This window comes from Gordonia sp. NPDC003422 (genome assembly GCF_053588675.1).
Map to the genome: position 1 here is coordinate 37,792 of NZ_JBSFQL010000003.1, position 17,136 is coordinate 54,927.

18 protein-coding genes are annotated in these 17,136 nt (G+C 66.0%); 14 read left to right on the top strand and 4 right to left on the bottom strand.

Annotated features, from left to right (window positions below):
• Positions 1-71: 71 nt before the first annotated feature.
• From rbfA to ACWDTF_RS03555, 3 genes are read left to right on the top strand one after another with little or no spacing between them, the layout of a single operon-like run.
• A complete protein-coding gene (gene rbfA, locus ACWDTF_RS03545) occupies positions 72-521 on the top strand; it encodes a 30S ribosome-binding factor RbfA (RefSeq protein WP_240856920.1) in 450 nt (149 codons plus the stop codon).
• Positions 518-1,474 (top strand): DHH family phosphoesterase, encoded by a 957-nt coding sequence (locus ACWDTF_RS03550; RefSeq protein WP_355275984.1) that lies wholly within the window; start codon positions 518-520, stop codon positions 1,472-1,474. The genes rbfA and ACWDTF_RS03550 overlap by 4 nt, the downstream gene beginning before the upstream one ends.
• Positions 1,456-2,835, top strand: a complete 1,380-nt coding sequence (locus ACWDTF_RS03555; protein WP_449754013.1) for an MATE family efflux transporter — start codon at positions 1,456-1,458, stop codon at positions 2,833-2,835. The genes ACWDTF_RS03550 and ACWDTF_RS03555 overlap by 19 nt, the downstream gene beginning before the upstream one ends.
• On the opposite strand, the gene ACWDTF_RS03560 is transcribed toward ACWDTF_RS03555, so the two are convergent.
• A complete protein-coding gene (locus ACWDTF_RS03560) occupies positions 2,836-3,624 on the bottom strand; it encodes a hypothetical protein (RefSeq protein ID WP_449753966.1) in 789 nt (262 codons plus the stop codon).
• Positions 3,625-3,713: 89 nt separating this feature from the next.
• On the opposite strand from ACWDTF_RS03560, the gene ACWDTF_RS03565 reads away from it, so the two are divergent.
• Genes ACWDTF_RS03565 through truB form a run of 3 tightly spaced genes read left to right on the top strand, consistent with a single transcriptional unit; the run spans position 3,714 to position 6,233 of the window.
• Positions 3,714-4,679 carry a metallophosphoesterase family protein gene (locus ACWDTF_RS03565; RefSeq protein ID WP_355275986.1) on the top strand — a complete coding sequence of 322 codons (966 nt, stop codon included), beginning with the start codon at positions 3,714-3,716 and terminating at the stop codon, positions 4,677-4,679.
• Complete coding sequence (locus ACWDTF_RS03570; protein ID WP_240856923.1) at positions 4,676-5,332, top strand: 4'-phosphopantetheinyl transferase family protein; 657 nt, start codon at positions 4,676-4,678, stop codon at positions 5,330-5,332. Before ACWDTF_RS03565 ends, ACWDTF_RS03570 begins: the two co-directional genes overlap by 4 nt.
• 1 nt (position 5,333) lies before the next feature.
• Positions 5,334-6,233 (top strand): tRNA pseudouridine(55) synthase TruB, encoded by a 900-nt coding sequence (truB, locus tag ACWDTF_RS03575; RefSeq protein WP_355275988.1) that lies wholly within the window; start codon positions 5,334-5,336, stop codon positions 6,231-6,233.
• Positions 6,234-6,241: 8 nt separating this feature from the next.
• Here truB and ACWDTF_RS03580 read toward each other — a convergent pair whose 3' ends face one another.
• On the bottom strand, positions 6,242-6,532 hold the full coding sequence (locus ACWDTF_RS03580) for a YiaA/YiaB family inner membrane protein (protein WP_240856925.1): 291 nt from the start codon (positions 6,530-6,532) through the stop codon (positions 6,242-6,244).
• 209 nt (positions 6,533-6,741) lie between these two features.
• Here ACWDTF_RS03580 and ACWDTF_RS03585 point away from each other — a divergent pair, with 209 nt between their 5' ends.
• From ACWDTF_RS03585 to ACWDTF_RS03595, 3 genes are read left to right on the top strand one after another with little or no spacing between them, the layout of a single operon-like run.
• Complete coding sequence (locus ACWDTF_RS03585; RefSeq protein WP_355275990.1) at positions 6,742-7,680, top strand: oxygenase MpaB family protein; 939 nt, start codon at positions 6,742-6,744, stop codon at positions 7,678-7,680.
• A gap of 58 nt (positions 7,681-7,738) precedes the next feature.
• A complete protein-coding gene (locus ACWDTF_RS03590; protein ID WP_449754014.1) occupies positions 7,739-7,930 on the top strand; it encodes a hypothetical protein in 192 nt (63 codons plus the stop codon).
• Positions 7,931-7,988: 58 nt separating this feature from the next.
• Positions 7,989-8,180, top strand: coding sequence for a hypothetical protein (locus ACWDTF_RS03595; protein WP_355275992.1), 192 nt, complete (start codon positions 7,989-7,991; stop codon positions 8,178-8,180).
• 513 nt (positions 8,181-8,693) lie between these two features.
• Here ACWDTF_RS03595 and ACWDTF_RS03600 read toward each other — a convergent pair.
• Positions 8,694-9,416, bottom strand: coding sequence for a metal-dependent transcriptional regulator (locus tag ACWDTF_RS03600; protein ID WP_355275994.1), 723 nt, complete (start codon positions 9,414-9,416; stop codon positions 8,694-8,696).
• Between the two features lie 165 nt (positions 9,417-9,581).
• Here ACWDTF_RS03600 and ACWDTF_RS03605 point away from each other — a divergent pair, with 165 nt between their 5' ends.
• The 5 genes from ACWDTF_RS03605 (at position 9,582) to ACWDTF_RS03625 (ending at position 15,938) form a co-directional block, all read left to right on the top strand.
• Positions 9,582-10,547, top strand: a complete 966-nt coding sequence (locus ACWDTF_RS03605) for a bifunctional riboflavin kinase/FAD synthetase (protein WP_355275996.1) — start codon at positions 9,582-9,584, stop codon at positions 10,545-10,547.
• Between the two features lie 113 nt (positions 10,548-10,660).
• A complete protein-coding gene (rpsO, locus tag ACWDTF_RS03610) occupies positions 10,661-10,930 on the top strand; it encodes a 30S ribosomal protein S15 (protein ID WP_240856930.1) in 270 nt (89 codons plus the stop codon).
• A 372-nt stretch (positions 10,931-11,302) separates the two neighbouring features.
• Positions 11,303-13,615, top strand: coding sequence for a polyribonucleotide nucleotidyltransferase (locus ACWDTF_RS03615; protein ID WP_240856931.1), 2,313 nt, complete (start codon positions 11,303-11,305; stop codon positions 13,613-13,615).
• 76 nt (positions 13,616-13,691) lie between these two features.
• A complete protein-coding gene (locus tag ACWDTF_RS03620) occupies positions 13,692-15,161 on the top strand; it encodes a putative nucleotidyltransferase substrate binding domain-containing protein (protein WP_449753967.1) in 1,470 nt (489 codons plus the stop codon).
• Positions 15,162-15,167: 6 nt separating this feature from the next.
• Complete coding sequence (locus ACWDTF_RS03625) at positions 15,168-15,938, top strand: NRDE family protein (RefSeq protein WP_449753968.1); 771 nt, start codon at positions 15,168-15,170, stop codon at positions 15,936-15,938.
• On the opposite strand, the gene ald is transcribed toward ACWDTF_RS03625, so the two are convergent.
• Positions 15,939-17,039, bottom strand: coding sequence for an alanine dehydrogenase (ald, locus tag ACWDTF_RS03630; RefSeq protein ID WP_449754015.1), 1,101 nt, complete (start codon positions 17,037-17,039; stop codon positions 15,939-15,941).
• Positions 17,040-17,136: the final 97 nt, after the last annotated feature.

A 17,136-nucleotide genomic window follows, 5' to 3' on the forward strand; every position in this document is an offset into this window, starting at 1 on the left:
GAACAGCCCGCAACGCGGTGCCAAATCGGGAAGGGGAGTACCTTTTTTCACACCGCGAGGGAGGACTGGAGATGGCTGACCCGGCACGGGCACAGCGCTTGGCCAAGCGGATCTCGTCGATCGTGGCGTCTGCGATCGCGCACGAGATCAAGGACCCGAGACTGGCTTACGTGACGATCACCGATGCGCGTGTATCGGGAGACCTGCATGACGCGACCCTGTACTACACGGTGATGGGCGAATCCCTGGACGTCGAACCCGATTTCGACGGTGCGGCGGCGGGGCTCGCGAAGGCGACCGGTGTCCTGCGGTCCAAGGTCGGTGCCGGAACCGGCGTTCGTTTCACGCCGACCCTGCGATTTGTCCTCGACACCGTGCCCGACGCGGCGCGGCAGATGGAGGAACTGGTCGCACGGGCGCGCGCCAACGATGAACTCGTCGCCCGGCAGGCGCGCGACGCCCGCCCGGCCGGCGATGCCGATCCGTACCGCACCCCCGACGAAGAGGGTACCCACGAGTGAGTCCTTCTTCGCCCGCGGAGATCGCCGCCGAACTCGCCGCAGCGAAGGCGGTGACGATCCTGTGTCACGTGCGCCCGGATGCCGACACGATCGGTAGCGGCCTGGCGCTCGGGCTCGCGCTCGACCGTCTGGGTGTCGAGGTCGAGGTCTCCTATCCCGGCGGCGAGCAGCTGCCGGCAGTCCTCGGTCGCCTGCCCGGCAGCAAGCTGCTCGTCGACGCCGGTGACGTGCACGGGCATCCGGTGACCGTGTCCGTGGACGCGGCCACGGCCGATCGGCTCGAGGCGCTGGAAGCGTCGTTCCGTGCGGCGGAGCGGTCGATCACGATCGACCATCACGCGTCGAATACGGGTTTCGGCGACCTCGACTTCATCGACCCGCACGCCGATTGCACGGCGCTGCTGGTGCTGCAGGTCCTCGACGAACTGCACGTCGAACTCGACGAGGACATCGCCACCTGCCTGTATGCAGGTCTGACGACCGACACCGGGTCGTTCAAGTGGGCTCGGCCGGAGTCGTTCCGGGTCGCGGCACGGCTGCTGGATATGGGTGTCGACGCCCGTAAGTGGAGCCGGGCTCTGTTCGACACGCACCCGTTCGTGTGGTTCACCATGATGTCGGAGGTGCTGGGGTCGGCTCGGCTGGAACCGGACGCCTGCAACGGCGAAGGTCTCGTGTACGCCGTGGTGGATCAGCAGGCGCTGGCCGGGATGAGCTGGTCGGAGTCCGAGAGCGTGATCGATATCGTGCGGACCGCCGGCGAGGCGGAGGTGGCCGCGGTGTTCAAGGAGATCGAGCCCGGGAAGTGGACGGTGTCGTTGCGCTCCAAGGACATCGTCGACCTCGTGCCGATTGCGCGCGCACACGGCGGTGGTGGTCATCGCCAGGCGTCCGGATACAGCGACGAGGGGACAGCCGCGGAAGTGGTCGCCCGATTGGTGACGTCGCTCTGACCGACATCGGCGACGCGGGCGTGCGGCGGATCGCCACATTGACGGTCTCGGCGCTGGCCGTGCTGATCGCGCCACCCCTCTACCTGCTGCTCGACCTGGCCGTTGTGGGACGACTCGGCGGTGACGAACTCGCCGCGCTGGCCGTGGCCACCCTGGTGCTCTCCATCATCAGTACCCAGCTCACGTTCCTGTCCTACGGAACGACTGCCCGATCGGCCCGACGATTCGGTGCGGGCGACCGTCCGGGCGCGATTGTCGAAGGTGTGCAAGCGAGTTGGATTGCACTCGGGGTCGGCGTCGCCATCGTCGCGGTTGCCTATCCGCTGGCTCCGATGGTGCTGCGAGCGCTGGTCGGCTCATCGTCGCCGGATGCCGCTGTCGTGGCCGACGACGCCGCCGGGTGGGTGCGGATCGCTGTCTTCGGCGTGCCACTGATCTTGCTGTCGATGGCGGGCAACGGATGGATGCGCGGCGTCCAGGACACCCGTCGCCCGGTGATCTACGTGGCGGTCGGGCTGTCGGTGGCCGCGGTACTCGTCGTCGGCCTGGTGCACGGCGTCGGACCCTTTCCGCGACTGGGTCTGCCCGGCAGCGCGGTGGCCAACGTCGTCGGCCAAGCGCTGACCGGTCTACTGTTCACGGTCCGCATCATGCGCGAGAGCATCGGCGGCACAACGGATTCCGCGTGGTCGGCGTTGCGGCCGCGGTGGCCGGTGATCGTCAAGCAATTGGTGATGGCCCGCGACCTCGTCGTGCGCAGTCTCTCGTTCCAGATCTGCTTTCTGTCGGCCGCTGCGGTCGCCGCACGCTTCGGTGTCGCACAGGTCGCCGCTCACCAGTTGGTGTTGCAACTGTGGGAATTCATGTCGCTGTTCCTGGACTCGCTCGCGATCGCCGCCCAGGCGCTCGTCGGCGCGGCGCTCGGTGCCGGCAGTGTGCGGGCCGCCGGATCGGTCGCACGACGCGTGACCGTGGTATCGCTGGTCGCCGCCGGGCTTGCCGCCGGCGTGTTCGCGGCGGGGGCGTCGATCATTCCCCGCGTCTTCACCTCCGACGCCGCGATTCTCGACGCGATCGGCGTGCCGTGGTGGTTTTTCGTCGCGATGCTGCCGATTGCCGGCGTCGTGTTCGCGCTCGACGGCGTGCTGCTCGGCAGCGGCGACGCCGCGTTCCTGCGAACGGCGACGCTGGCCGGCGCGCTGCTCGGATTCCTCCCGCTGATCTGGCTGTCGCTGGTGTTCGACTGGGGCCTGGCCGGCATCTGGTCGGGGCTGGTGGTGTTCATGCTGGTGCGTCTCGCCACGGTGGTCTGGCGCATCAGGTCCGGGCGGTGGCATCGCGTGGGTGCCGAGACCGCCTGATCACCAGGCGCCTGGTGGCCTGCGATCGTCGTAGCGGGTCTGCTGGTAGGCGGGCTGTTGATAGTGGGGGTCGAATGCCTGGGTGGGTTGCGACTGCCACTGGTTGGCCGGTGGCTGCGTCGTGCCTGGGCCGTCGGACGATCGGCCGAACAGACGGAACGCGTCGACCACACAGAAAATGAGAATGCCACCGACCACGACGGCCAAGTCGACCGCGGACTGCTGGTAGAAAACAGCCGGAGCGTCTGCCGTCCAGTCGATCTTCGGTATCTGCCACGCAGCAACGGCGATGAGCGGACCGACGATCAAGATGCCGAGGAACGCGAATCCGCTGCGTCGACGGGCAATGGTCCACCCGAAGATGCATCCGCAGTAGAGCGCCGCATAGATCGACCTCGCCACCCACGGTTCGATGCGGGCCAGGTCATCAGCACTGAGATCGAGGTCGACGAAGAGCCAGCGGTGGAAGGTCGGACTGACCAGCACGAGGTAGGCCGCGCCGAAGATCATCGCGACCACGGCGGACAGAATGCGCTGGGCGACCTTGCGGCCCCAGATCAGCAGGACGAGGACGAAGGCGACCCAGAAGCCGGCTTCGACGAACCAGAAACCCCAGTCGGGCGCCGGTTCCATCTCGCTGACCACCTGCAGTCCGAGTGCGTATCCCATGAAGAGTGCGACCAGCAGGATCGTGCTGATGATCCCGCGCACCAGCCACGGGCCGCGATCAGAAAAACCAGGCTTGGGCGTCGGCGGACGCCAGGTCGGGTCGCTCACGCCGTAGGACACCGGTGAAGTTTCTCACGTCGGCCCCTCGGATGCGGATCGATGCGTGCGGAGCGGCGTCGGTACCACTCGGTCTGGCACGATGGATCCTTGTGGCAACTCTGTGGGCGATCAGCGATCTGCACGTCGCGCATCGGGGTAACGAGCACATCGTCGACCAGATCCGGCCGTCCTCACCCGACGACTGGCTGATCGTCGCCGGCGATGTGGCCGAGCGCACCGACGACATCGTCGACACCCTCCGCCGTCTGCGCACCCGTTTCCACACCGTCGTGTGGGTGCCCGGTAATCACGAGCTCTACACGACTGCCAAAGATCCGCTCCAGGTGTTCGGCGTGGCCCGCTACGACTACCTCGTGCAGGCGTGCCGCGACCTCGGCGTCGTGACACCCGAGGACATCTACCCGCTGTTCGACCCGGGCGACGGCACGCCACCGGTGCGGGTGGTGCCGATGTTCCTGCTTTACGACTACACCTTCCGGCCCGAGGGCACCGCGAACAAACTCACCGCGCTCGCGTTGGCGCGCGAGCGCAATGTGGTGGCCACCGACGAGTTCCTGCTGTCCCCGGAGCCGTTCGGAACGCGCGACGCCTGGGGCCGTGCTCGGATCGAGTCGACGCGCACGCGGCTCGAAGCGCTCGACCCCGCCGAGAAGACGGTCCTGATCAACCACTGGCCGCTGCGCCGCGAACCCACCGACGCCCTGATGTACCCAGAATTCGCGCTGTGGTGCGGCAGCGAACTGACCGCGGACTGGCATACCCGCTTCAATGCGGCCTGCTGCGTCTACGGGCACCTGCACATCCCGCGGACCACCTGGTACGACGACATCCGGTTCGAAGAGGTGTCCGTCGGCTACCCACGCGAATGGAAGCGTCGGGGGCTGCCGCAACCGTTGCTGCGCAAGATCATCCCCGACGAGGGACTGCGGCCCGAAGACCTTCCCGAGCACGGTGCCCGGTTCGAACTCCCACCCGACTATGCTGAGCGCGCCGCCGAGTTCCGGCGGCGGATCGAGGAGCGGCGCGCACGACGAGCAGGGAGTCAGAATTCGTGATCGAACGATTGGTGCCCGCGGGAGTCGCGTCCGCCGAGGCCTTCTCGGATCCGCCCGGACTCGAACCGTTGCCGGCCGAACGCAGTCTCGTAGCCAAGGCGGTCGACAAGCGTCGTCGTGAATTCACCACCGCGCGCCATTGCGCCCGACAGGCGTTGGGCCAGTTGGGCTTCGGTCCGGAGCCGATTCTGCGCGGAGACAAGGGATCGCCGGTGTGGCCGTCGGGCGTGGTCGGCAGTCTGACCCACTGCGATGGATATCGTGGTGCGGTGGTTGCCTATTCGATGCAGGTCCGATCGCTCGGGATCGACGCCGAGCCCCATGATCGACTGCCCGACGGCGTGCTCGATCACACCAGTCTCCCCGAGGAACGTGCGGTGCTCGCCACGCGATCCTCGGACCTCCACTGGGACCGATTGTTGTTCTGCGCCAAGGAGGCCACCTACAAGGCATGGTTTCCGGTGACCGGACGCTGGCTCGGTTTCGAGGATGCGCACATCACGTTCGAACAGGCCGACGCGACGTCGGGCACCTTCCGAACACGCATTCTCATCGACCCCGCCGCGGCGGACGGGGGAACGCCGTTGCTGGAACTTCCGGGTCGGTGGCTGATCGACGATGGCCTCATCATGACCTCGATCGCGCTGGTGTGACATGGCGGACGCATCGATCGAGAACGCCGGTTTGCTCATCGTCGACAAGGCGGCGGGCATCACCAGCCACGATGTGGTCTCGCGCTGCCGCAAGATCTTCAACACTCGACGCGTGGGACACGCGGGCACCCTCGACCCGATGGCCACCGGCGTTCTCGTCATCGGAATCGAGCGTGCGACAAAGCTTCTCGGCCTGCTGTCGCTGACCACCAAGTCGTACGCCGCGACCATCCGGCTGGGTGCGGCCACCACCACCGACGACCGTGAAGGTGAGGTCATCTCCTCGGCAGACGCCTCATCGGTGACCGACGGCGAGATCACGGCACAGATCGCCACCTTGACCGGCGATATCCTGCAGGTGCCGGCCAAGGTCAGTGCGATCAAGGTCGACGGTCGGCGCGCCCACGCCCTGGTACGCACGGGTGCCGACTTCGATCTCGCGCCCCGGCCGGTGACCGTCTCGCGATTCGAGGTCGTCGAGATCCGGCGTGAGGGCGAGTTCATCGACCTCGATGTCGTGGTCGACTGCTCCGCGGGTACCTACATCCGTTCACTGGCAAGGGATCTGGGCGTTGCGCTCGGCGTCGGCGGGCATCTGACAGCACTACGACGGACGGCCGTCGGACCGTTCACGCTGGATCATGCGTTGACTCTCGAGCAGGTCGCCGAGCGACCGCACGTCAGCCTCGACATCGACGAGGCGGTCAAGATCTCGTTCCCGCGCCGCGACATCGACAACGACGAGGCGGAGTCGATCAGTCAGGGCCGCTGGCTGGATCCGATTGGCATCAAGGGTGTCTACGTGGTCGTCGACCCCGCACAACGGGCCATCGCGCTTGTCCAGGAGAAAGGTCGCCGGGCGAGTTCGGTGATGGTGGTGCGCCCGGCGACCCTGCGCTGACCAGGCGTTCAGGCGACGCCCTTGAAAGGGTCGTGCTCGGCGATGAGTTTCTCGACGCGGGCCCCATCGAGGCGGGCGCGGACACTGGTCTGCTCCTGACGATCCCGGACCACCTTCGCGAGGGTGAATGTGCTGGAGGTCAGGAACAGCAGGGTGATCGCGAGGAAGCCGCGTTGCCACGCGTCGAGAGGGAGATAGGCGATGCCGATGATCGAGGCGCCGAGGCTGACGCCGAACGCGATGGCGGCCTGAATGTAGTAGGCGGTGGTCGTCGCGGACTGAGGAATCTCATTGGTCATGACAGAAACTGTCGCCCGTCCGGATCGTCGCTGCATGCGTGCTTCTACTCAGGCCGGCTGAGTACATGCGTCCGAGTACTCCCTCGGGACCAATGGCCCCAATTGCGCATCCGATCGTCGGAACTGCTTGACAGTAGCCCTGAACAGGCGCACGTTAGTCTGACTACACCAGTATTCAGATTGTTTTGCACGCAACGATGGGGGTCGAGATGACAAGCGTGGCACGCAGACCAGGGGGCAGTAGGTATCTGCCCGACCTCACGACCGCGACAGAGCATCTCTCTGTGGAGCAGACCCGGATCACGGTCAGCACCCCGCAGCGTCGTGCTGACGAGTACTTCGTTCGCGGTCACCTGGAAGACGCGTTCGATTTCTGGGCCGCAGCGGGTTCGGCGGCCAATGTCGCCATGCAACTCGGCTGGCCGGAGGTCGCCTACGGCGTGATGGAGTCCAAGGTCGAGTCGGGCGCGTTGATGAAGCATCCGTGGAAGCGGCTCCGAACCACCGAACAGTATCTGGCGGTGGCCATCCTGGGGACCGACGACGAACGAGCGGCCTACGCAGAGGCGATCAACTGGGCCCACCGGCAGGTCCGGAGCACCGAGTCGTCGCCAGTCAAGTACAACGCCTTCGATCGTGAACTCCAGATGTGGGTCGCGGCATGCCTGTTCATCGGTTTCGAGGACACTCACCAGTTGCTGCACGGACGCATGGATTCGGAGCAGGCCGAGAAGTTCTATCAGAGTGCACGTCCGCTGGCCACGACGTTGCAGGTGACCGACGACATGTGGCCGGCAACCCGCGCAGACTTCGACCACTACTGGAACATTGCGTGCGAGCGGATCAGCTACGACGAGCAGCAGGCGAAATTCATCAACGACCTCGTCGACCTTCGCATGATCAATCCGCTACTCGGCCTGCCGTTACGTGGGCTGCTTCGGTTCCTGACGATAGGTTCGCTGCCACCCCTGTTCCGCGAGAAGCTGGGCTTGCGCTGGCGGCCGATCGATCAGCGACGCTACGACAACCTCTTCCTGTTCGTCGGTTTCGTCAATCGCTTTCTGCCGCGACCACTTCGGTTCGGCGGCTTTTACATCGTGATGCGCGACCTGCGTCGCCGGATTCGCAAAGGAAAGCCTCTTGTCTGATACACGGACGACGCCGACCTCGTTGTGGGGCTATGTCAGTCGCATCCTCGACCACGAGATGAAGGTGTCGGAATTCATCGGCGCCCTGATCCTGATCGGCATTCCCTACTTCATCATCGGCGTCATCTGGACCGTGACGCACACGTCGCATCTGTCGGACGTCGACAGCACCACCGACAAGGTGATCTCCTTCCTCGGTTCCATCGTGTGCTGGCCCGTTCTGACGTTCTCCAACGTCACGATGACATGACGATCGGGGACATGGCCGTCGGGGACATGACCATCGGGGACCTGAAAGGCGTTGCAACATGATGACTTTGGTGCGGTTGATCGACATCTTCGTCGAGTTCGTGAAGATCCTCATCGGCCAGAGGGGTAACGCGGTGGCCCGTGTGCTGGCCTGGCTCGTGGTGCTCGCCGCGGTCGTGGCGGTCGTCTGGCTGATCGCCTGGGGAGCGTCGATGATCCCGACGTGGGTCGACGCGCTCAACGGGAGCTGATCCGACGAGTTCGGTGACAGCCCTCTGAACTGGGGAAATGCTGCGTGTCAAGGAGGTGCCGAGGACACCATGTGTTCGGTGGAGAATCTGTGCTGCACGCAGTTGAGCCGACGCGACACAGGGTGTGGCCTTCGAGCTGCGAGAACTCGAGTTGAGTTGGAGAACGCGAGTGCTGCAGCACCTTCGTTCTCCAATTCGGCACCGGTTGTCGCGGTGCCCCTCGCGCCGAAGCTCCGGCCCGCATGGCGGCCGCGTTCTTCCCACCTCAAGGTCGACTGGCGAACGTCGTAGCAGAAGGTGTCGCCCAGAGGGTACGTTCTACTACAACGTTTTCCACGGTCCCACCGTTGCTGCCATCTGGGCGCGCCGACTTCTGTGCTCGACGACGAGGTTCCCAGTCCGAGGACTTGCGCTGCGACAGGGGCCTCGTTTCTGTCCAGAGACCTTCGGAACTGCCGACGGTCCTGACCACAAGTGAGGTCTTTGTGATGGTGGTCCGCGACGGCCGCTGAATCAGTGATCGGCGAGATAGATGGCCCGCGCCGCGATGTCGCCGAGATCGAGTTGTCCGTCGCCGTCGACCGAGATGGTGATGGTGCCCGCGAACGGTCGCTTCTCGGCGACGGTGAGAACGCTGTCGAGCGCCACCCCGACCTCGTCGAAGTAGCGGAGCATCTCCGGATCATCGTCGGAAATCCTTGCCACCGTGCCGGATTCGCCGGATTCCAGGTCGGATAGGAGGCGCAGGTCGGGACTGGGCACCGAGCCGTCGAGGGCCGGGATCGGATCACCGTGCGGATCCCGGTCGGGATGTCCGAGTTTCGCGTCGAGCCGAGCCATCAGTCGATCGGACACGGCGTGCTCCAGAACCTCGGCCTCGTCGTGCACCTCGTCCCAGCCGTAGCCGAGTTCGCGAACCAGAAAAGTCTCGAGCAACCGATGACGGCGCACCATCAGGATCGCCGCGGTCCGGCCTTCTTCGGTCAGCGTCACTGCGCCGTAGCGCTCATGTGAGACCAGGCCCTGGTCGGCGAGTTTGCGGATCGCCTCGGACGCCGTCGAGGGGGAGACCGCGAGCTTCTCGGCGAGCATCTTCGTGGTCACCTTGACGTCGGCCCACTCCTGGGTCGTCCAGATGATCTTGAGGTAATCCTGGGTGACCGACGACAGCTCGGTCACCGGTCGCTCGGTGGCCGCCGGTTTCGTTCGCGGTGTAGACGCGCGGGAATTCGGCATGCCTTGACTCTATCGTTCCCGACGGGCGCACAGCCGAGTCGACGTGCGGTGGCGTAGCGCGTGGGCGTCGATGCCCGACATCGTGATGGATTGCGGGCGAACTGTTTGCCAACGGCGTCGGGCTGTCGGTGGTTTGGAGACCGTCGTGGTCGTAGGCTGGTGCGCGTGTTGCGATGGCGAGGTCTCGACGACATCCCTGCGGATTGGGGGAGATGCGTGGTCACCATCGGTGTCTTCGATGGAGTACACCGCGGTCACGCTCAATTGATCAGTGCGGCGACGACAGCCGCGCGCGAGCGTGGCGTGCCGTCGGTGCTGATGACGTTCGATCCGCATCCGGCCGAGGTTGTCCGGCCAGGTTCGCATCCGCCGCAACTGACGACGCTGACCCGCCGGGCCGAACTCGCCGAGGAACTCGGCATCGACGTTTTCTGCGTGATGCCGTTCACGCCGGAACTGGCGTCGCGGTCACCGAAGGACTTCGCCCACGACGTGCTGGTGGAGAGTTTGCACGCGGCCGACGTTGTGGTGGGCGCCAACTTCACGTTCGGCAGGAAGGCCGCGGGTGACGTTGCGAAGCTGACCGAACTCGGAGCGAAGTTCGGGTTCGAGGTGCAGGCGATCTCGTTGTTCGGCGAGCATGCTGTCACCTTCAGCTCCACCTACATCCGGTCGTGTGTAGCCGCGGGCGATGTCGACGCCGCCGCCGAGGCGCTCGGGCGGCCGCACCGCGTTGAGGGTGTGGTGGTCCGCGGTGACGGACGCGGTCGCGAATTGGGTTTTCCGACAGCCAATGTCGCGCCTCCCATGTACGCGGCGATCCCGGCCGACGGGGTCTACGCCGCGTGGTTCACGGTGCTCGGCGCCGGACCTGTGGTGGGTCAGGTGGCGCCGGGGGAGCGTTACCAGGCGGCCGTGTCGGTGGGTACCAATCCCACGTTCTCGGGCCGCACCCGGACGGTGGAGGCCTTCGTCCTCGATGCGTCGGCCGACCTGTACGGACAGCACGTCGCCGTCGACTTCGTCAGCCGCATCCGTGCGATGGAGGCATACTCCAGCGTCGATGCGCTGATCGACGCGATCGCCGCCGACGTCGACAAGACGCGCGCGATTCTCACTGCGGAGCAGTGACGATTTGGGTGCCCGCGGTTGCCGCTGGTAGCCTGGTCAGTCGGCGTTGCTGCAGTCCGCGGCGGCACGTCAGGAGTTTGCGAACGCGGCACTGAGAAGTTCAGGAGAACACCATGGCACTGACTGCTGCCGAGAAGAAGACCATCCTCACCGAGTACGGCCTCCACGAGACCGACACCGGTTCCCCCGAGGCGCAGGTCGCGATGCTGACCAAGCGCATCACCGACCTCACCGAGCACCTCAAGCAGCACAAGCACGACCACCACAGCCGCCGCGGCCTGCTGCTGCTGGTCGGCCGTCGCCGCCGCCTGCTCAAGTACGTCGCCAAGGTCGACATCGAGCGCTACCGCTCGCTGATCGAGCGCCTCGGCCTGCGTCGCTGAGCGCACATTTTTCGCACACCGGCCGCGTTTCCCGACCTCGGGAGACGCGGCCGGTTTGTATCTGTCAAGACCTGTGACCGCGCGATGATAAACTGACAGATGGATCGTTGCCGTGCAGTCCTACGGGCGTGACGACGAATGAAGATCGGTCCTCGGTAGTGGCCGCCGGAACCCAGATGTGTTCCGGCCGCTTCGATCGATGGCCGTCTGAGCATTCACTCCGGCCGTCGACTCACATGGCACGTTCTGGGCTGGTTTTCGCGTGCGCGAGTACGTGTACGTGACCTGCCCATATCCGCATAAACAGGCCGCCCGGTGCGGCCATCACCACGGCCGCACGATGCGGCCGTCACGAAGGGATCTACACCCCACATGACAGATGTGACCACCACCGAAGGTCTCGAAGACTACGACGAGGCCATCACCGAAGCCACCGCCATCATCGACAATGGCAGCTTCGGTACCCGCACCATCCGTTTCGAGACCGGGCGTCTCGCCCTGCAGGCCGCCGGTTCGGTGACCGCCTACCTCGACGACGAGAACATGCTGCTGTCGACCACCACGGCGTCGAAGCACCCGAAGGAGCACTTCGACTTCTTCCCCCTGACCGTGGACGTCGAGGAGCGGATGTATGCCGCCGGACGTATCCCCGGATCGTTCTTCCGCCGCGAAGGCCGCCCGTCGACCGACGCGATCCTCACCTGCCGTCTCATCGACCGCCCGCTGCGCCCGTCCTTCGTCGACGGTCTGCGTAACGAGATCCAGGTCGTCGTCACGGTGATGAGCCTGAACCCGAATGACCTCTACGACGTCGTCGCGATCAACGCGGCGTCGGCATCGACCCAGCTCGCGGGCCTGCCGTTCTCCGGTCCAGTCGGCGGCGTGCGCGTCGCGCTGATCCCGACCGAGGAGAACAAGGCCGGCCAGTGGGTCGCGTTCCCGACCGTCGAGCAGCTCGAAGGCGCAGTCTTCGACATGGTCGTCGCCGGACGCATCGTGGGCGGTGAAGGCGATTCGGACGCCGGGAGCGGAGCGAGCGGGTCCATTGATACCGCCGACGTCGCGATCATGATGGTCGAGGCCGAGGCCACCGAGAACGTCATCGACATCATCGCCGGCGGCGCGCAGGCCCCGACCGAGGCGATCGTCGCCGAGGGTCTCGAGGCTGCCAAGCCCTTCATCGCGCGTCTCTGCGAGGCGCAGAAGTCGCTGGCCGCCGCTGCGGCCAAGGAGACCGGCGAGTTCCCGCTGTTCCCGCCGTACGCGCAGGATGCCTACGACGCCGTCGAAGGTGCCGCCAAGGACCGCCTGTCGGAGATCCTCACGATCCCCGGCAAGCAGGAGCGCGACGAGAAGACCGACGAGCTCAAGGACGACATCCTCGGACAACTCGGCGAGCAGTTCGAGGGTCGCGAGAAGGAGATCGGCGCGGCCTACCGCTCGGTCACCAAGAAGCTGGTGCGCCAGCGCATCCTGACCGACCACTTCCGCATCGACGGTCGCGGCATCACCGACATCCGGTCGCTCTCGGCCGAGGTCGCCGTGATCCCGCGTGCGCACGGAAGCGCCCTGTTCGAGCGCGGCGAGACCCAGATCCTGGGCGTCACCACCCTCGACATGGTCAAGATGGCGCAGCAGATCGACTCGCTCGGACCCGAGACGTCCAAGCGCTACATGCACCACTACAACTTCCCGCCGTATTCGACCGGTGAGACCGGTCGTGTGGGATCGCCGAAGCGTCGCGAGATCGGCCACGGCGCGCTCGCCGAGCGTGCCCTGTCGCCGGTCATCCCGAGCGTCGAGGACTTCCCATACGCGATCCGTCAGGTGTCCGAGGCGCTCGGCTCCAACGGTTCGACCTCGATGGGTTCGGTGTGTGCGTCGACCATGTCGCTGCTCAATGCCGGTGTGCCGCTGCGCGCCCCGGTGGCCGGTATCGCGATGGGTCTCGTGAGTGACACCGTCGACGGGGAGACCCGCTACGTCGCCCTCACCGACATCCTCGGCGCCGAAGATGCCTTCGGCGACATGGACTTCAAGGTCGCCGGCACCAAGGACTTCGTCACCGCCCTGCAGCTCGACACCAAGCTCGACGGCATTCCGTCGCAGGTGCTCGCGGGTGCGCTCAGCCAGGCCAAGGACGCCCGGCTGACCATCCTGGACGTGATGGCCGAGGCCATCGACGAGCCCGACGAGATGAGCCCGTACGCACCGCGCATCACCACCGTGAAGATCCCGATGGACAAGATCGGTGAGCTGATCGGCCCCAAGGGCAAGACGATCAACGGCATCACCGAGGAGACCGGCGCCAACATCTCCATCGAGGACGACGGCACCGTGTTCGTCGGTGCCACCGACGGACCGTCGGCGCAGGCTGCGATCGATCGGATCAACGCGATCGCCAACCCGCAGCTGCCGAAGGTGGGCGAGCGGTTCCTGGGCACGGTCGTCAAGACCACCGCCTTCGGTGCGTTCGTGTCGCTGCTCCCGGGTCGCGATGGCCTGGTGCACATCTCCAAGCTCGGCAAGGGCAAGCGGATCAACAAGGTCGAGGACGTCGTGAACGTCGGCTCCAAGCTCCGTGTGGAGATCGCCGACATCGACGACCGCGGCAAGATCAGCCTGGTCCCGGTCGACGAGAGCAAGGACGAGGCTCCGGCCGAGGCGGCCACCGCCGACGCCTGATCGTTGCGCGTCTGATCTGAGGCGGCCCGCCATCCGGTGACCCGGATGGCGGGCCGTTTCTCTTAGTATTTCGGGTATGGACAGGAGTGTCGACAAGCTGACGGTCGCTCGGCGGCGCGATGCCGTCGATGCGGTCGGTGGCACGGTGGCCGAGCTGATCCGCACACCGCCGGTCGTCGGTACGCCCGACCTCACTGTCCGCGACGCGGCATCGCTGATGACCGATCGTGGCCAGGACTACATGGTGGTGCCGCTCGACGACGGTCGGCACGGACTGCTGACCGACGCCGACATCCGTGTGCGGGTGGTCGCGGAAGGGCGCAGCCTCGACACCCCCCTCGTCGAGGTGCTCGACACCGCTGCCCTCGTCGTACCGCACGACACGCCGTCGGTCGAGGCACTGACCGAATTGCTGGAACGCAATCTGGCGGTGATCCCGGTGGTGGATGCCGCGGGTGTCGTGATCGGGGTGGTCGCACCGTCGGATTTCGTTGCGGCACCGGCCGGTACGGGGATGACGCTGCGTGGACAGATCGCGCGCGCGACCACCGCCGCGGATGTGGCCGGGCACGCGCGCCGAACGCCGCAGCTCGTAGCCGACCTCGTGCGTCGTGGGCGGCCGGTGCACGAGATCACCCGGGTGCTGTCCTTCATCAACGACACCATCGTGCGTCGCGGCCTCGAACTTGTCCTCGCCGACGACCCGGCGGTGAACGCCAAAGCGCTGACCTGGTTGTCGCTGGGCAGCAATGCGCGCCGTGAACCGGTGCTCAGTTCGGATGTGGATTCTGCTGTGTCGCTCGCAGATTCAGTGTCCGACGACGAGGTGGCCGGCTACCGCGCGGCGTTCGGGCGTCTCGACGACGTGTTGCGTGACGCCGGGATGCGTATCGACACCAACGGTGCGCTGGCGTCGATGCCGCTGTTCACCCGCACGCACACACAGTGGCGGACGGCGGCGGTCGGCTGGATCGACGATCCGCTGGAGAACAAGGGCATGATCTTCACGTCGCTGATGCTCGATGCCCGCGCGATCTGGGGTGCATCCGGTCCGGGCGCCGCGGGCGAGATGCTGAGTGATCTGCGTTCACACCCGCGCACCCTGAGTCTTCTGCTACAGGAATCGCTGGCCACCAAGGCGCGGATGCGGTCGATCCGAGATGTGTTGACGCGCAACGACACCTTCGACATCAAGCACCACGCCCTGACGCCGGTGGTCAACATCGCACGGTGGGCTGCATTGAGCGTCGGGTCGAGTGCGTTGGACACCCGGTCGCGATTGGTGGCCGCGTCGGGCAGCGAAATGCTCTCCGACGATCAGGCCGGCACTCTCATCGAGGTGTTCGATGTGCTGCAACGTGTCCGGTTGACGTATCAGGTGGCGCAGTTCGATCAGGGTGAGCAGGTCACCGACGAACTGTCGATGCGGCGGCTTTCCCCATTGGATCGGAGCCTGGTCGCGCAAGCCGTGCGGGAGATCGCCGGTGCCCAACGACGTTTGGCGAACATGAGTCAGTACGTTCCGATCGGTGAGCAGAGCGACTGAGTTCCCATGTGTCTGATCTTGTTCGCCTGGAACGCCCACCCGCGGTATCGACTTGTCGTCGCGGCGAATCGCGATGAGTTCCACCGGCGTCGGACGCGGGCCCTGGCTCGATGGTCGGATTTGCCGGTGATCGGCGGACGTGACGTGTTGGCCGGCGGCACCTGGATGGGCATCCACGCCGAAACTCCTGCGCGCGCAGCGATGGTCACCAATGTCCGCGTCGGGCCGGCGAAGCGGTTGGGTGTGCGTTCGCGTGGGGAGTTGCCGGTGGACTTCCTGCTCGGGGCCGGTACGCCCGAATCCTTTGCTCTCGCTGCACGCGCCGACGCGGCCGACTTCGATCCGGTCAACCTGCTCGTTGCCGACGAAGCGCAGATGTGGTGGATGACCAATCGCCCAGAACCGAGGGCCGAGCGCGTGTCGGACGGAGTACACGGTCTGTCGAACGGCGCGTTGGACAGCGACTGGCCGAAGGTGACCGACGGCGCCGCGGCGATGGCCGTTCTGGTGCAGGCGGATTCGGGTGCGGAATCCTCTGTTGAACCCTATCTCGAATTGCTCGCCGATCAGCGCCGTCCGGACAAGGCACGATTGCCGGATACCGGCGTGCCCAAGGCGTTCGAGGCCGACCTGTCACCGATTTTCGTCAACATGCCCGGCTACGGCACCCGCGCGTCGACCGTGCTGCGTGTCGGATACGACGGTCACGGCGACATCACCGAACGACGCTACGGCTGGCGCGGCCGACGCCGCGGCACGACGACTGTGCGCTTCTGACTATGCGTTTGCGACGGGGATGTCCAGTGCCGCACCGACTTCTGGTGAGTACAGCTCTCCCGCATGCGTGCTGAGTCCGGCGGCCAGGGTGGCGTCGGACCGGCAGGCCTGCTCCCAGCCCTGATCGGCGAGGCGCAAGACGTAGGGGAGGGTTGCGCCGGTGAGCGCCTGCGTCGAGGTGCGTGCCACGGTGCCGGGCATGTTGGCCACACAGTAGAAGACGGTGTCGTGGACGGAGAAGGTCGGGTCGTCGTGCGTGGTGGGACGCGAGTCCTCGAAGCAGCCGCCCTGATCGATCGCGATGTCGACCAGCACCGCGCCCGGCTTCATCCGCGCCACCAATGAGTTCGATACGAGGACAGGGGCTTTGGCGCCCGGCACCAGGACCGCGCCGATGACGAGGTCGGCGGTCACGATGGCCTCCGACAGCGCGAGCGACGTGCTGTAGCGGGTGTGTACGCGTCCGCCGAATCGGGCGTCGACAGCGCGGAGCTTGGTGATGTCGAGGTCGAAGACGGTGACCTGCGCACCCATGCCAACCGCGATGGTCGCCGCGTTCACGCCGCTGACGCCACCGCCGATGATGACGACCTGCGCGGGTTCGGTGCCGGGCACGCCACCCATGAGAACGCCGCGTCCGCCCTCAGATCGCATGAGGTGATAGGCGCCGACCTGTGGCGCCAGACGCCCGGCGACCTCACTCATCGGTGCGAGCAGCGGCAGCGAGCCGTCGGCAGCACGGACCGTCTCGTAGGCGATCGCGGTGGTACCCGACGACAGCAGTGCGTCGGTGCAGGCCCGGCTCGCCGCGAGGTGGAGGTAGGTGAACAGGGTCTGGTCGGCACGCATGAGGCCGTACTCGGCCTCGATGGGCTCCTTGACCTTGAGGAGGAGATCGGCCTGCTCCCACACCTCGGCAGCGGTCCCGAGGATCTGGGCACCGGCGGCTTTGAAGTCGCGGTCGTCGATGGCCGAGCCTTCGCCGGCGCCGGCTTGCACCACGACCTCGTGGCCATGACGGTGCAGTTCGGCGACACCTGCGGGGGTCGCGGCGACGCGGTACTCGTTGTTCTTGATCTCGGTGGGGATTCCGACGCGCATGATGTCTCCGATTCGTCGTGTTGGTGCTTCGGGCTGTTTCGGGGAACGCTCGTCGCTGAACGTGTAACCAGACTGAAGGAACATCGGAATCAGTACA

Bases quoted from the DNA above. Each gene is read 5' to 3' on its own strand.
- ACWDTF_RS03620 (WP_449753967.1), top strand. From the start codon at position 13,692: ATGGACAGGAGTGTCGACAAGCTGACGGTCGCTCGGCGGCGCGATGCC.
- ACWDTF_RS03595 (WP_355275992.1), top strand. From the start codon at position 7,989: ATGATGACTTTGGTGCGGTTGATCGACATCTTCGTCGAGTTCGTGAAG.
- ald (WP_449754015.1), bottom strand. From the start codon at position 17,039: ATGCGCGTCGGAATCCCCACCGAGATCAAGAACAACGAGTACCGCGTC.
- ACWDTF_RS03615 (WP_240856931.1), top strand. From the start codon at position 11,303: ATGACAGATGTGACCACCACCGAAGGTCTCGAAGACTACGACGAGGCC.
- ACWDTF_RS03590 (WP_449754014.1), top strand. From the start codon at position 7,739: ATGAAGGTGTCGGAATTCATCGGCGCCCTGATCCTGATCGGCATTCCC.
- ACWDTF_RS03625 (WP_449753968.1), top strand. From the start codon at position 15,168: ATGTGTCTGATCTTGTTCGCCTGGAACGCCCACCCGCGGTATCGACTT.
- ACWDTF_RS03600 (WP_355275994.1), bottom strand. From the start codon at position 9,416: ATGCCGAATTCCCGCGCGTCTACACCGCGAACGAAACCGGCGGCCACC.
- ACWDTF_RS03580 (WP_240856925.1), bottom strand. From the start codon at position 6,532: ATGACCAATGAGATTCCTCAGTCCGCGACGACCACCGCCTACTACATT.
- rpsO (WP_240856930.1), top strand. From the start codon at position 10,661: ATGGCACTGACTGCTGCCGAGAAGAAGACCATCCTCACCGAGTACGGC.
- truB (WP_355275988.1), top strand. From the start codon at position 5,334: ATGGCGGACGCATCGATCGAGAACGCCGGTTTGCTCATCGTCGACAAG.
- rbfA (WP_240856920.1), top strand. From the start codon at position 72: ATGGCTGACCCGGCACGGGCACAGCGCTTGGCCAAGCGGATCTCGTCG.
- ACWDTF_RS03585 (WP_355275990.1), top strand. From the start codon at position 6,742: ATGACAAGCGTGGCACGCAGACCAGGGGGCAGTAGGTATCTGCCCGAC.